A 13300-nucleotide genomic window follows, 5' to 3' on the forward strand; every position below is an offset into this window, starting at 1 on the left:
CAGCGAAGGGCACGGTGACATCCTCACCCGCCGCTTTGGCCGCCTGTTCGATTGCGGCCGCACCGCCCAGAACGATCACATCGGCCAGCGACACTTTCTTACCGCCCGACTGCGCATCGTTGAACGCCTTCTGAACGCCCTCCAACGCCTCAAGCGCCTTGGACAGTTTCAGCGGTTCGTTGACATCCCAGTCCTTCTGCGGGGCCAGACGGATGCGAGCGCCATTCGCGCCACCCCGCATGTCCGATCCGCGGAAGGTCGAAGCCGATGCCCAAGCGGTCGAAACCAGTTCCGAGACCGACAGACCGGTGGCCAGAATCTTGGCCTTCAGATCAGCGGCATCCGCATCGTCGATCAACTCGTGATCAACTGCCGGGACGTTGTCCTGCCACAGCAGTTCCTCGCTAGGCACCTCGGCCCCCAGATAGCGCGAGCGCGGGCCCATGTCGCGGTGGGTCAGCTTGAACCATGCGCGAGCAAAGGCATCGGCGAACTCGTCAGGGTTTTCGTGGAACCGTTTCGAGATCGGACCATAGATCGGGTCCATGCGCATCGCCATGTCGGCGGTGGTCATCATGGTCTTGACCTTCTTGGACGGATCATGCGCCGCCGGGGCCATGTCCTCTTCCTTGACGTTCACCGGCTCCCAGATATAGGCGCCCGAGGGGCTTTTGGTCAGGTTCCAGTCATAGCCGAACAGCAGGTCGAAGAAGCCGTTGTCCCATTTGGTCGGGTTCGCAGTCCAGGCACCCTCGATACCGCTGGTGGTGGTGTCATCGCCCTTGCCGCTGCCGAATTCGTTGATCCAGCCCAGACCCATGTCTTCCATCGGGGCGGCTTCGGGCTCCGGCCCGACCAAGGCGGGATCGCCCGCGCCATGCGCCTTGCCGAAGGTGTGGCCACCGGCAACCAGAGCGACGGTTTCCTCGTCATTCATTGCCATCCGGCCAAAGGTGTCGCGAATATCGCGGCCCGAGGCCAGAATGTTCGGCTCACCATCCGGGCCTTCGGGGTTCACATAGATCAGGCCCATCTGCACAGCGGCCAGCGGGTTTTCCAGATCGCGGTCACCGGAATAACGGCTGTTGGGGTTGTCGGTCGGCGCCAGCCAATCGGTTTCCGTGCCCCAATAGATGTCTTCCTCGGGTGCCCAGATGTCTTCGCGGCCACCGGCGAAGCCAAAGGTCTTGCCGCCCATCGATTCAATCGCGCAGTTGCCTGCCAGAATCATCAGGTCAGCCCAGGAGATCTGGTTGCCGTATTTCTGCTTGATCGGCCACAGCAGACGGCGCGCTTTGTCCAGGTTGCCATTGTCCGGCCAGCTGTTGAGCGGCGCAAAACGCTGCGACCCGCTTCCGCCACCGCCACGGCCATCCGCTGTCCGGTAGGTGCCCGCGCTGTGCCAGGCCATGCGGATGAAGAACCCGCCATAATGGCCGTAATCCGCCGGCCACCAATCCTGCGAGTCGGTCATCAGCGCATACAGGTCTTCCTTCAGCGCCTTCAGGTCCAGCTTTTTGAATTCCTCGGCATAGTCGAACGCCTCACCCATCGGGTTCGAGGCCGGTCCGTGCTGATGCAGGATCGAAAGGTTCAGCTGATTGGGCCACCAGTCACGGTTCGTCCGACCGCCCGCAGCCCCGTGCATAACCGGGCATTTGCCCGTGTTCGGGTTGTCACTTCCATCCATTTCAATCTCCATTCCTGGCTAGGGTCTTTGCTCGCGCGGGTAATTCCGATGAGAACAGTGGGACAAGAAGACAAAGCTTTTCTGACTGATTCCTGAAAACCCGCGCATAAACGCTGTGGTCTCGGGGAAATTCCGGGAGGAATGCATTGGCGACTCGTTCTTCTTGGCTGGTTTGAATCTAGCAAATCGAAGCCATGCAAATAAGTTTTGTTTTTCGATGAAAGTGATAGATTTTAATTATCATATTTCGGCATATCCATCGCGCCCGACAAAACCAGGGCTGCCGTCCCGAAACAGGCTGTTCTTTCCAAACACTCTGACGGCGGATGGTCGCCCGATACATTTCATATTGACCCGTTCGATGATCTCGGGCACTCAATCCCTTGATGGTTCCCGATGGTGCGCCCAAGGGATGAAAAGGGAATACGGTGCGGTTTGCCTTAGGGCGCCAAGTCCGTGACTGCCCCCGCAACTGTAAGCGGTGAGCGACGCCAAGTATCCACTGACCCATGGGTCGGGAAGGAAGGCCAAGCCATGACCCGCAAGTCAGGAGACCTGCCATCTTCGGTTCAACCAACCCGGGGCGGGGCGCCCTGGAAGGAGGCTTTGATGGCACGTTGCACGCGTGTTGACATGACTGGCACCTTCTGTTCGCGCCTGACATATGGCGGAGCGGACGATGCACGACGACACTGATCATTTCGTTCTGATCTGTTCGACCTGTACAGGGACGGCATCTGCCGATGCCGTGCAGGACAGGTTGACAGACAAACTGCCATCCGGCTTTGCCATCCGCCACGTGGCATGCATGGCCGGGTGCGCGCATCCCATAACCGTCGGCTTTCAGGCCGCAGGCAAGGCGCAATATCTGTTCGGGGACATCCAGACCACACAAGAGATCGAGGCGCTGGCCGATTTCGCCGTGCAATACCGGCACAGCAACGATGGCTGGACCAATGCGACCGACCGGCCTCGGGCGTTGCTGACGAAAACCTTGTCGCGCATGCCGCGGATCGGAGGGGCCTGAATGACACCTTCAACCTTTCTGACGGCTCGCGGTCTTGAATATTACGCCCTGAACGGGGACGTCCTACTGCAGGGCGTGTCTTTTGATCTGGACGAGGGCTCGATTCTGGCGATTGCCGGTCCGAACGGGGCGGGCAAGACCACGCTTCTGAACCTGCTCTGCGGGGCCGAGGGGCTGGCTCTGGGCGATGTGCTGATCAAGGGGCGCAGCCTCAAGCAGCTTTCGGCCAAGGACCGCGCCCGCATGATTGCCGTCGTCAGCCAGCAGGAACTGCCGGATGGGCGGTTGCTGTTGCGCGATTATGTGGCGCTGGGGCAGATCCCGATCCGGGCCGACCGCTCGGCCGGTGAACATGCGGCGGAACTGGACAGGATTCTGGGCCTGACAGGGCTGAGCGCGCTTGCGGACAAACGGATGGGTGTGCTGTCCGGGGGTGAGCGGCAACGGGCGCATATCGCCCGGGCGCTGGCGCAGGACCCCTCACTGCTGTTTCTGGATGAACCCACCAACCATCTGGACCCGGATGCCAAGGGGCGGATGCTGTCGCTTGTGGCCGATCTGGGCATCACGGTGGTGATGATCGTCCACGATCTGGTGATGATCCCCGAATTCGCCACCCATGTGGCACTGATGAAATCCACCCGACTGACCGGCTTTGGTCCGGTCAGCGACGTACTGACCCCGGAACGGGTGCAGGACACTTTTGGCGTCGATTACCTGTGCTTTCACCACGAAGGCCGTGTCATCCCGGCGCTGGACATCCGAAAAACCAAAGTTTCAACATAGAGGATTCCCCAAATGAAACAGACCCTCTGGTCCGCGGCCCTGATCGCTGGCCTTGCCGGCAGCGCGGCAGCGCATGAAGTGACCGTCGACAATTGCGGTGCGCCGCTGGTTTTTGACACCAAGCCCGAGCGGCTGGTGGTGCATGACATGAACATGACCGACATGGCCTTTGCGCTGGGTTTGCAGGACAAGATCGTTGGCCTGACCGGCATCACCGGCTGGTACAAGACCAGCCCGGAATTTGACACGCTGCGGGGCGACATCCCGGAACTGGCGCCGAAATACCCCACGGTCGAAAATCTGGTCGCGGTCGAGCCCGACCTGTTCTTTGCAGGCTGGTACTATGGCATGAAGCCGGGCGGCGACGTGACCCCGGACACGCTGGAGCCGTTCGGCATCAAGACCATGATCCTGACCGAAAGCTGCGTGCATCTGGACAAGAACCGCCCCGAGGCCAGCATGGACCTGCTGTTCAACGACGTGCTGCGTCTGGGCAAGGTCATGCATGTCGAGGACAAAGCCGAAGCGCTGGTCTCCGGCTGGAAGGACGAACTGTCCGCGATTGAGGCCCAGACCGCCGAACTGGCCAAACCGCGCGTCTTCCTGCTGGACGGTCCGGCGGATGCGCCCTTTACCGCGGGCAAATTCGCCATCCCCGATGCGATGATCACCGCGGCCGGGGGCGAGAACGTCACCCATGACATGGACACCAGCTGGGGCCGCACCTCGTGGGAGGCCGTCGCCGCCGCCAACCCTGAATTCCTGGTGCTGCTGGACTATCAGACCGGCAATGGGGCCGCCGATACGTTCAAGTTCCTGCAGGAACACCCGGTGATGTCCCAGACCGACGCGGTCAAGAACGAGCGCTGGATCGGTCTGCGCTACGAGGAACTGACCCCCGGACCGGCAAACATCGAAGCGATCTCGAAAATGGCGCAGGCCATGCATCCGGGCCTGAACTGAGATGGGCCGACTGGGCCTGACATTAACGCTGGGGGCGGTCGTTCTGGCCGCCCTTTTGCTGATCTCGACAATATACGGCACCACATCCATTCCCGCCTCTGACGCCTTTACCGCCGTGCTGCTGGGCACCGGCATGGCCGAGGGCGAGATGTCTCCGCTGCACCGGATCGTCTTCGACCTGCGCCTGCCGCGCGCATTGTTCGCCGCCGTGATCGGCGCCGGGCTGGGCATTGTGGGCGTGGTCCTGCAAACCACCACGCGCAACGATCTGGCCGACCCGTTCTTGTTCGGCCTGTCCTCGGGCGCGGCGGCAGGCGCGGTGTTCGTCATCACCGTGACCGGAGATATTCTGGGCTTCTGGACCCTGCCTCTTGCCGCCTTCTGCGGTGGCCTCGTGGCCTCGGGTATCGTGCTGGCACTGGTCCACGGGTTGCGCACCAGCGCGCCGGAAAAGCTGATCCTGGCCGGGCTAGCCGTGTCCTTCCTGTTTTCAGCCATCACCAATTACCTGATTTTCGCAGGCGACAGCCGCGCCGCGCATTCGGTCATCTTCTGGATGCTGGGCGGGCTGGGTCTGGCCCGGTGGGAGACCTTCCCCCTTGTCTGCGCCGGTCTGCTGCTGATCCTGACCTATTCCCTGTACCGCAGCCGATGGCTGGACGCGCTGCTGACCGGAGACCTGACCGCCGCCACGCTGGGCGTGCCTGTGCAGGGGCTAAGGTTCCGCATGTTCTTCGTCGCGGCGCTGGCAACGGCGGTATTCGTATCGGTTGCCGGGGTGATCGGTTTCGTCGGGCTAATGGTCCCCCATATCGCCCGCGGCATCGCCGGGCCATTGCACAACCACCTGCTGCCCACCGCCGCCATCGTGGGCGCGGCTTTGCTGACCGGATCGGATATCCTCAGCCGGTTGCTACTGGCCCCTCAGGAACTGCCCGTGGGTATCGTGACCACATCTATCGGATCGGTCTTCGTATTCCTGCTGTTGTTCAAATCGGCCAGAGCGCGAAATTAAGGCGATTTACCCAGTAGCGCGCGCCTGCCTGATCGCCAGTTTTGTTGTCACACGGACCCAAAGGATTCGAAATGAATCTGGCTTTTCGCCACGCCCGCAGCCTCCAGACCCGCTGTCAGATCGGCCGTGAAACTCAGAGGGCCGCAAAGCATGTAATGACAGCTGGCGTCGGGATCGAGGGCCAGCAAATCGCCCGCGTTGATCCGGCCCTCAACGTCGAAATCCCTGTGGATCTGATCGGTGCTGTCTGGAGCGCTGTAATATACGCGCATCTTGGCGGTCCCGCTTGCCGCGATCAGACGACTGGTTTCATCGCGAAAGGCATGGTGTCGCCCGTTCCGAGCCCCATGTACGAACCAGACCGGACGGTCGCTTAGCTGGCTCACCGTTTGGTGCAACATGGCAAGCATCGGGGTCAGGCCGACCCCGGCACTGACCAGAATCAGGGGGTTGTCGCCATCGGGGATCAGAAAGTCCCCGGCAGGCGGCTTGGCCTTGATGACATCACCAATTTCGACCGCGTCGTGAAGAAAACGGGACGCAGCACCATTGGCCTCGCGCTTGACCGTGATCCGATAGTGGTCATCCCCGGGTTTTCCGGACAGCGAATAGGTGCGCCGCAGCTTGGTGTCATGCGCGGGGATGTCGAGCGTGATCGGCAAATGCTGCCCTGCCCGGAAGGGCGCGATCTTGCCGCCGTCGAAAGCCGCAAGGTGGAATGAGGTGATGCCCTCGGCCTCAATAACCTTGTCTGCAACAACCAGCCTTGTTGAAGGTGCCGGGTCCGCCGACCATCTGAGCGACAGGGCATGGGGTCGGTCGATCACCTCGTCGATCTCTACAGTGATCATCCGAAGGATACTCGGGTCGCGCGCCTCTTCAGGGGTCCAATCGATCTCGGCACGGCCCGTCAAATGCAGCAGCCCACCGGTCGCAAAATCAATGAACAGAAGCCCGATGCGCGCATCCTCCAACAGGTTGCCAATCGTGTTGAAGAAATTGTTGCCGGAATAGTCGGGAATGCGCAGCCGGGTTGGGCTGACCACCCGCACAAACCCCGGCTCACCCCCTCTGTGAGAGGCATCGTACCCGTTTGACGCAGCCTTGTGCGGCCCATGGCGCCCCGACCCGATAAAGAGAGTATCGGCGGCGCGGACACGTGCAACCTGAGCGGTGCTGAGGCGGTCAGAGGTCACCGGTTCCACCCCTTCGGCCCGCGTGACCCGCCACCAATCCCGCTCGTTTATGTATTGAGGGCAGTTCCCGAAGGTCTGACGGATGTCTATCGCAAGCCCGCTATCCGTTCGGCGCGTTCTACCGCTGAGCCGGTTGCGGCGGCGGGTGGCAAGCTCGATACCGATCACACCGATATCGGCACCGTCGCCAAGGGTTTCCGCCAGCGGATCATGCGGATCAATCGTGGTGTCGATGGCCAGCGTACGGGCGTCCGGGGATTGAACAAACCCGTCAGGACCTTCGATGATCGTTGCCCAAACCCGGCCTTCCGCATCACCCGAGGCCGCAACCAAAAACGGCTGCGCCTGATAGAACGCACGATGTTGGTCTGGCATGAACTCCCGAATGAACCGCGCACCTGTGGTTGCGATATTGCCCGCGCCTGCGCGCTGCTGCGCCGCCAACTCGCCCGCGTGAAACGGGATATCTGCGTCCGACATCGTCTTGTTCCTTTGAAATACGGAAAGCGTCAGAGGCCCAGATCGCTCAGACCCGGGTGATCGTCCGGTCGACGCCCCAAAGGCCAGCGAAACTTGCGGTCCTCTTCCTGAATCGGATGTTCGTTGATGCTGGCAAAACGGCGGGCCATGAAGCCGTTTTCGTCGAATTCCCAGTTCTCATTGCCATAGGCTCGGAACCAGTTTCCGCTGTCGTCATGGTATTCATAGGCATAGCGCACCGCGATGCGATTGCCCTCAAAGGCCCACAGTTCCTTGATCAGGCGATAATCCAGTTCCTTGGCCCATTTTCGGGTCAGAAACGCCTCGATCTCGGCGCGGCCGACAGGGAACTCGGCCCGATTGCGCCACTGGCTGTCCGGGGTATAGGCCAACGCAACTTTGGCCGGGTTGCGGCCATTCCAGCCATCTTCGGCAAGGCGGACCTTCTGAATGGCGGTTTCACGCGTGAACGGTGGCAGGGGGTGGCGTGGTGCTTCGGTTGTCATGTTGGATCTCCTACGGGGGGCTTGGAAAGCGCTGACAGGTCAGGCGAGAAGACCGGCGGCGGTGGCGGGCATCGGTTCGAACCCATCCAAAGCCTCAAACCGTGCAATCCACGCCCGCACATTCGGATAGGGCTCAAGCGAGACATTCCCCTCGGGCGCGTGGGCGGTGTACGAATACGCGGCAACATCCGCGATGGTTGGCCGGTCGCCGACCAGCCACATGCGCCCGTCCAGACCCTGTTCAAGCTTCTGCATCGCCCTTGCCGCGATTGCGGCGGCAAACTCTGCATCCAAAGGCGCGTCAAAAACGGTGATCAGACGCGCAGCGCAAGAGCCAAACGCGATCTCGCCGGCGGCCAGGGTAAGCCATTTCTGAACGGCGGCTTCACCGACCGCATCGCTGGGCATCCAGTCCGGGGCGTATTGCCGGGCAAGGTAGACAAGGATCGCGTTGGAATCCGACACGACGACATCGCCGTCCTCCAGAACCGGCACCTGCCCGTTCGGGTTCATCGCCAGAAACTCGGGCGTCTTGTGCGCACCGGCGGCAAGATCAACGAAAACAGCCTCATGCGCTATCCCGGCGAGCTTGGCGAAAACCAGGGCGCGATGCGCGTGGCCGGATTTGGGAAAATGGTGGATACGAACTGCATTAGGCATCTATGGCTCCTGTCACTCTTAAGCTGTGTTCTGCTGCGACAGATACGGCTTGCAAAATCGAATGATAATTGTCAGTTTTTGCGGATCATTAGGCCCTGAAAGGGCGCAATACCCATGGACAAAATCGACCGGATGCGCGCCTTTGCGCTGGTGGCGAAGAACGCCTCTTTCACCCTCGCAGCCCAGCGACTGGGCAAATCGGCACGGCTGGTCAGCAAATACGTGGCTGATCTGGAAGACTCGCTGGGGGTGCAGCTTTTGAACCGGACGACCCGCAGTGTGTCCCTGACGGATGCCGGTGCCACCTATCTGGCGATGTGCGAGCCGCTTCTTGATGGGTTTGACGAGATGGAGGAGACGGTCAGAAACGCGCAAATGTCCTTGCGCGGCGTCATCCGCATTTCGGCGCCGACGGGGTTTGGGTCCTTGCGTCTTGCGCCGTCCCTTGCGGCTTTTGCCTCGAAACACCCGGAGGTGGAAATTGACCTCAAACTGTCGGACCGGCGGGTGTCGATCATCGAAGAAGGTCTGGATCTGGCGATCCGGATCGGCCCCATGCGCGACAGCTCGCTCAAGGTTCGTCAGCTTGGGCCGATGCCCCTGATTGTGTGCGCGTCACCGGCATATCTGGCGCGCGCGGGCACACCGACGCACCCGCGCGCACTGGCCTCACATGACTGCATTCTCGACGGCGCCATGGCCGACCCATCGATATGGCGGTTCGAGATTGAGGGAGAGGAAGTAGCAGTTCAGGTAAATGGACGGCTTCGGGCGAATGCGCCAGCAGCCTCTGCGCGTTTGGCAGCAGCCGGAGTGGCCGTGGCCAGATGCCCGGCCTATACCGTGGCCGATGCGCTAAAGGCCCGAGAATTGGTAGAGCTTTTCCCCCAACACCGTGTGACGCCTTATGTCGTGGCCGCATTGTTCCCGCAGAACCGCCGTTTGACAACGCGCGTGCGGGAACTCATCGACCACCTTGCCCGTGATGAACTGATCTGCAGCGCCGGAGCATGAGGCTTGTTGGTCGGGGAGGTCGCCTCCGATCTTTTTTGCAAAACACCTACCGGTCCAATGGAACACGCGGACGGGTGCTTCAACATCCTCTGCACTGGGCGATGACGTGAAAAATCTGTCCGGGGGAGTATTATGAGGCAGGGAGCTTTTTAAGTTTCGCTTGCAAAATATCAGCCCGCCTCTGGCTTTGCTCTTTGCCAACATGGCCCGGACAACAAGAACTTGTCTTTCCGCACTGGCCCGCACCGGCTAAGGTCGCGCCGTTCCGGGCGGACCTCGCCGCGACTCGTCATTATCTATTCGGAAGGATCAAGCGATGATCACACTCAAAGACCCCAGTTTGTTGCGGCAGGCCGCTCTTGTGGGCACGCGCTGGATCGACGCCGATCCGGCCACCGGCCTTGCGGTCACCAACCCGGCCACGGGCGATGTCATCGGCCATGTCCCCAAGCTGGGCGCGGCAGAAACCGCCGAGGCCATCGCGACAGCCGAAACCGCCCGCCACGGCTGGGCCAAACGCACCGCGAAAGAACGCAGCCAGATCCTGCGCCGCTGGTTCGAGTTGATGATGGAGAATCAGGACGATCTGGGCGCGATCCTGACCGCCGAGCAGGGCAAACCGCTGGCCGAGGCCAAGGGTGAGATCGCCTATGGCGCCAGCTTCATCGAGTGGTTCGCCGAAGAGGCCCGCCGCGCCTATGGCGATGTGACCCCCGGTCACGCGCCCGACAAGCGCATCGTGACGATCAAGCAGCCGATCGGCGTTGTCGCCGCGATTACACCGTGGAACTTCCCCAATGCGATGATCACCCGCAAGGCAGGCCCGGCATTGGCGGCGGGCTGTTCGATGGTTCTGAAACCGGCCAGCCAGACGCCGTTCTCGGCCATCGCGCTGGCAGTTCTGGCTGAACGTGCCGGTCTGCCCGCCGGGCTGTTCTCGGTCATCACCGGCTCGGCCCGCGACATTGGCGGAGAAATGACCGGCAACCCGACCGTGCAAAAGCTGACCTTCACCGGCTCGACCGAGATCGGCGCGCAGCTTTATGCGCAATGCGCCCCCACGATCAAGAAACTAGGGCTGGAGCTGGGCGGCAACGCGCCGTTCATCGTGTTCGACGATGCCGATCTGGACGCCGCTGTCGATGGCGCGGTCATCGCCAAGTTCCGCAACAATGGTCAAACCTGCGTCTGCGCCAACCGCATCTATGTGCAGTCCGGTATCTACGACGCCTTCGCCGCCAAGCTGCGCGAGAAGGTGGCCTCCCTGCCCACCGGCAACGGCTTTGACGAGGGTGTCATCTTTGGCCCGCTGATCGATCAGGCGGCGGTGGACAAAGTCGCCCAACATATCTCGGACGCCACCACCAAAGGGGCCGAGGTCACGTTGGGCGGCAATCTGCACCAACTGGGCGGCACGTTCTTTGAACCCACGATCCTGACCAATGTCACCGCCGACATGGCCGTCGCGACCGAAGAAACCTTTGGCCCGGTCGCCCCCCTGTTCAAGTTCGAAACCGAGGCCGAGGTGGTCGCCGCCGCCAATGCTACCGAATTCGGTCTGGCCTCGTATTTCTATTCCCGCGATCTGGCGCGGGTCTGGCGGGTGTCCGAGGGGCTGGATTACGGCATGGTCGGCATCAATACCGGCCTTATCTCAACCACCGAGGCGCCCTTTGGCGGGGTCAAGATGTCCGGTCTGGGCCGCGAAGGCTCGCGCTATGGGATGGATGATTTCATGGAACTGAAATATCTCTGCATGGGTGGTATCGACGCGGAATAAACTCTCTGCTGACCCCCGTCTTGGCGGGGGTCAGGCGCCTTCGGGCGGCGCGGCAAGGGTGCTTTGCCGATGCAGCGCCTCCAACCCTACCCGGTAATTCGGATAGCGCAGGGTGACGCTCAATTCGGATTTGATCCGGTCATTTCGCACCCGCTTGTTTTCATTGTAGAAACTGCGCGCCATTGGGGTCATGTCAGCCTCGTCAAAGGCCACAGCGGGCGGCAGGGGCAGGCCCTGCAATTCCGCCGCATAGCCGATCACGTCCTGCGGCGGCACCGGCTCATCATCACAAACATTATAGATCGCGCCCGGATTGGGCTGCTGCATCGATGCGGCCAGAACCTGTGCGATGTCATCGACATGGATGCGGGAAAACACCTGCCCCGGCTTGATGATCCGCCGCAACCCACCCCGTTTGAGCTTGGAGAACGGCCCGCGCCCGGGGCCGTAAATTCCGGCCAGTCGGAAGATATGCAACGGCAGACCGGGGATTTCGGCCCATTGTTCCTCGGCCCGGACGCGCCAGCGGCCACGCTCGGCCGTGGGGGCGGGCGGGGTCGTCTCATCCACCCAACCACCCTGATGATCGCCGTAGACAGCGGTTGTGGACAGGTAGCCGACCCACTGGAACTGCCCGGCGCGGGCGGTGATCTGATCCCGCAACGCGGCCAAGACCGGATCACCATCCGCCTTGGGCGCGGTCGAGATCAACAGATGGGTCACGCCGTCCAGATCGGGATCAGCGCCCGGCCAGATCAACGGCTCTGCCCCGGCGCTGCGAATGGCCTCGACCTGAGAATCATCCCGCGTGGTTCCGATGATCCGCCAACCCTGCGGCGCCAGTTCCCGCGACAATGCCCGGGCCGAATATCCATGTCCGAATGAGAATAAAGTGCCTGTCATGCCTTCCTTGATGGGGCGGCAATCGCCGGGATGCAAGCGCCGGATGGACGCACTTGATTCGAATCCCCGGATGCGCCTTCATGAATGGCATGAGTGACAAGACACCAAACCTGCACGTCGCCTATGCACTGAAATCGCCCGAGGACAACAAACGACTCTATGCCGAATGGGCCGGAGATTACGACGAAGGCTTTGCCGCGCGCGAGGATTATCAACTGCACATCCAGACCGCCCGCGCCTTTGTAAGCGCCGGGGGGCAAGGACCCGTACTGGATGTCGGTGCCGGAACCGGGCTGTGCGGTGCGGTGCTGGCCGGTCTGGGTGTCGGCCCGATCGACGCCACCGATATCAGCGCCGAGATGCTGGATCAGGCCATGCGCAAGGATATCTACCGCGACGCAATCGAGGCCGACCTGCATCAGGGCCTGCCGGTCCCGCGTGACAGCTATGCGGGCATCGTGTCATCCGGCACCTTCACCCATGGCCATCTCGGCCCGGATGTCTTCCCCGCCTTGCTGCGCGCCGCCCGCCCCGGCGCGCAATTCGCCCTGTCAATTAACGCCCGCCATTACGAGGCGTTGGGCTTTGCCGACGCATTGGACCGGATGCAGGGCGACAAGATCGAAAACCTGACCCTGTCGCGGGTGCCCATCTACGGCTCGCTGGCCGTGGGGCCGAACAAGGATGACGAGGCACTGATCGCCCTATTCGAGAAGTCGTAGACCTCATGTCCTTTCGAGAAAAAGTTGTATCGCCAATGCCCTGCCATGCCTTCGGCATTCTCGGGACATCGGCGATATCTTTTGCCTCAATGGTTTCTCGAAAGACTTAGGTATACATCTGCTTCTTATAGGCCCGCGTGCGCTCTGTCGCCTCGGCCGAACCGTCGTGATAGGTGCCGAACCACTTGTCGAACGGAATCTCCGACGTGCCGTAGTTGCATTCGAAATACCGGTGATGCAGCTGGTGAAAGAAATCCCCAGCCCGCGCGGCATCCGTATCCCCGGCCTTCAGCTTTTCAAACCCGGAATGGGACAGGACCGGGCTGATCTGGTTGAAGTACGAATGAAACAGCAGGTGCAGAGGGTGCGAAGGCACAATCAGATGCACGAAATAGGTGCTGAAATACAGCAGGTTCTCGAACCAGTGGTTTGAGATGCCGGACCACGGCCCGATATTGACGTTGCGGTGATGCACGGCATGGACGTGTTTATACAGCTTCGGGTGATGCTCCAGCCGGTGCACCCAATAGAAATGCAACCCCGACCACATCGGAATGA

Annotated in this window: 13 protein-coding genes and 1 riboswitch; of the genes, 7 read left to right on the forward strand and 6 right to left on the reverse strand. The window is 61.4% G+C overall.

Going from position 1 to position 13300, the window contains the following annotated elements; all coding sequences use genetic code 11:
* Nucleotides 1–1690: catalase/peroxidase HPI (gene katG / locus MPJ51_RS18665; RefSeq protein ID WP_298389823.1), on the reverse strand; the 1690-nt coding region annotated here is incomplete at its 3' end.
* A gap of 370 nt (nucleotides 1691–2060) precedes the next feature.
* Nucleotides 2061–2268: riboswitch (cobalamin riboswitch) on the forward strand.
* Nucleotides 2269–2369: 101 nt separating this feature from the next.
* Between katG and MPJ51_RS18670 the strand changes: the two genes are divergently transcribed.
* Genes MPJ51_RS18670 through MPJ51_RS18685 form a run of 4 tightly spaced genes read left to right on the forward strand, consistent with a single transcriptional unit; the run spans nucleotide 2370 to nucleotide 5481 of the window.
* The gene (locus MPJ51_RS18670) at nucleotides 2370–2717 is read left to right on the forward strand and encodes a DUF1636 domain-containing protein (protein ID WP_298389826.1); all 348 of its coding nucleotides are present in this window, start codon (nucleotides 2370–2372) and stop codon (nucleotides 2715–2717) included.
* Nucleotides 2718–3503 carry an ABC transporter ATP-binding protein gene (locus MPJ51_RS18675; RefSeq protein ID WP_298389828.1) on the forward strand — a complete coding sequence of 262 codons (786 nt, stop codon included), beginning with the start codon at nucleotides 2718–2720 and terminating at the stop codon, nucleotides 3501–3503.
* A 12-nt stretch (nucleotides 3504–3515) separates the two neighbouring features.
* Nucleotides 3516–4466: an ABC transporter substrate-binding protein gene (locus MPJ51_RS18680; RefSeq protein ID WP_298389835.1), complete on the forward strand. Its 951-nt coding sequence runs from the start codon at nucleotides 3516–3518 to the stop codon at nucleotides 4464–4466.
* 1 nt (nucleotide 4467) lies between these two features.
* The gene (locus MPJ51_RS18685; RefSeq protein WP_298389838.1) at nucleotides 4468–5481 is read left to right on the forward strand and encodes an iron ABC transporter permease; all 1014 of its coding nucleotides are present in this window, start codon (nucleotides 4468–4470) and stop codon (nucleotides 5479–5481) included.
* A gap of 47 nt (nucleotides 5482–5528) precedes the next feature.
* On the opposite strand, the gene MPJ51_RS18690 is transcribed toward MPJ51_RS18685, so the two are convergent.
* The 3 genes from MPJ51_RS18690 to MPJ51_RS18700 are packed head-to-tail and all read right to left on the reverse strand — an operon-like array spanning nucleotide 5529 to nucleotide 8323.
* On the reverse strand, nucleotides 5529–7157 hold the full coding sequence (locus tag MPJ51_RS18690) for a pyridoxamine 5'-phosphate oxidase family protein (protein ID WP_298389841.1): 1629 nt from the start codon (nucleotides 7155–7157) through the stop codon (nucleotides 5529–5531).
* Nucleotides 7158–7186: 29 nt separating this feature from the next.
* Nucleotides 7187–7663 (reverse strand): nuclear transport factor 2 family protein, encoded by a 477-nt coding sequence (locus tag MPJ51_RS18695; RefSeq protein WP_298389844.1) that lies wholly within the window; start codon nucleotides 7661–7663, stop codon nucleotides 7187–7189.
* A 39-nt stretch (nucleotides 7664–7702) separates the two neighbouring features.
* Nucleotides 7703–8323 carry a glutathione S-transferase gene (locus MPJ51_RS18700; RefSeq protein WP_298389847.1) on the reverse strand — a complete coding sequence of 207 codons (621 nt, stop codon included), beginning with the start codon at nucleotides 8321–8323 and terminating at the stop codon, nucleotides 7703–7705.
* Nucleotides 8324–8437: 114 nt separating this feature from the next.
* On the opposite strand from MPJ51_RS18700, the gene MPJ51_RS18705 reads away from it, so the two are divergent.
* Together MPJ51_RS18705 and MPJ51_RS18710 are read left to right on the forward strand one after the other, a co-directional pair.
* A complete protein-coding gene (locus tag MPJ51_RS18705) occupies nucleotides 8438–9337 on the forward strand; it encodes a LysR family transcriptional regulator (RefSeq protein WP_298389850.1) in 900 nt (299 codons plus the stop codon).
* A 316-nt stretch (nucleotides 9338–9653) separates the two neighbouring features.
* Nucleotides 9654–11117: an NAD-dependent succinate-semialdehyde dehydrogenase gene (locus MPJ51_RS18710; protein ID WP_298389853.1), complete on the forward strand. Its 1464-nt coding sequence runs from the start codon at nucleotides 9654–9656 to the stop codon at nucleotides 11115–11117.
* A gap of 30 nt (nucleotides 11118–11147) precedes the next feature.
* On the opposite strand, the gene MPJ51_RS18715 is transcribed toward MPJ51_RS18710, so the two are convergent.
* The gene (locus MPJ51_RS18715; RefSeq protein WP_298389856.1) at nucleotides 11148–12020 is read right to left on the reverse strand and encodes an SDR family oxidoreductase; all 873 of its coding nucleotides are present in this window, start codon (nucleotides 12018–12020) and stop codon (nucleotides 11148–11150) included.
* A gap of 89 nt (nucleotides 12021–12109) precedes the next feature.
* Here MPJ51_RS18715 and MPJ51_RS18720 point away from each other — a divergent pair, with 89 nt between their 5' ends.
* Nucleotides 12110–12742 (forward strand): class I SAM-dependent methyltransferase, encoded by a 633-nt coding sequence (locus MPJ51_RS18720; RefSeq protein WP_298389886.1) that lies wholly within the window; start codon nucleotides 12110–12112, stop codon nucleotides 12740–12742.
* A gap of 106 nt (nucleotides 12743–12848) precedes the next feature.
* Here the strand turns inward: MPJ51_RS18720 and MPJ51_RS18725 are convergent.
* Nucleotides 12849–13300, reverse strand: a 452-nt coding sequence (locus MPJ51_RS18725) for a sterol desaturase family protein (RefSeq protein WP_298389859.1), incomplete at its 5' end; no start/stop codon positions are given.

Origin of the sequence: Ruegeria sp., from assembly GCF_028066395.1 — a bacterium.
Taxonomy (GTDB): Bacteria; Pseudomonadota; Alphaproteobacteria; order Rhodobacterales; family Rhodobacteraceae; genus Ruegeria.

What these genes read in the sequence shown, in the direction of transcription:
- MPJ51_RS18670 (WP_298389826.1), top strand. Translation starts at nt 2,370, where the DNA reads ATGCACGACGACACTGATCATTTCGTTCTGATCTGTTCGACCTGTACA.
- MPJ51_RS18715 (WP_298389856.1), bottom strand. Translation starts at nt 12,020, where the DNA reads ATGACAGGCACTTTATTCTCATTCGGACATGGATATTCGGCCCGGGCA.
- MPJ51_RS18695 (WP_298389844.1), bottom strand. Translation starts at nt 7,663, where the DNA reads ATGACAACCGAAGCACCACGCCACCCCCTGCCACCGTTCACGCGTGAA.
- MPJ51_RS18720 (WP_298389886.1), top strand. Translation starts at nt 12,110, where the DNA reads ATGAGTGACAAGACACCAAACCTGCACGTCGCCTATGCACTGAAATCG.
- MPJ51_RS18685 (WP_298389838.1), top strand. Translation starts at nt 4,468, where the DNA reads ATGGGCCGACTGGGCCTGACATTAACGCTGGGGGCGGTCGTTCTGGCC.
- MPJ51_RS18705 (WP_298389850.1), top strand. Translation starts at nt 8,438, where the DNA reads ATGGACAAAATCGACCGGATGCGCGCCTTTGCGCTGGTGGCGAAGAAC.
- MPJ51_RS18700 (WP_298389847.1), bottom strand. Translation starts at nt 8,323, where the DNA reads ATGCCTAATGCAGTTCGTATCCACCATTTTCCCAAATCCGGCCACGCG.
- MPJ51_RS18710 (WP_298389853.1), top strand. Translation starts at nt 9,654, where the DNA reads ATGATCACACTCAAAGACCCCAGTTTGTTGCGGCAGGCCGCTCTTGTG.
- MPJ51_RS18690 (WP_298389841.1), bottom strand. Translation starts at nt 7,157, where the DNA reads ATGTCGGACGCAGATATCCCGTTTCACGCGGGCGAGTTGGCGGCGCAG.
- MPJ51_RS18675 (WP_298389828.1), top strand. Translation starts at nt 2,718, where the DNA reads ATGACACCTTCAACCTTTCTGACGGCTCGCGGTCTTGAATATTACGCC.
- MPJ51_RS18680 (WP_298389835.1), top strand. Translation starts at nt 3,516, where the DNA reads ATGAAACAGACCCTCTGGTCCGCGGCCCTGATCGCTGGCCTTGCCGGC.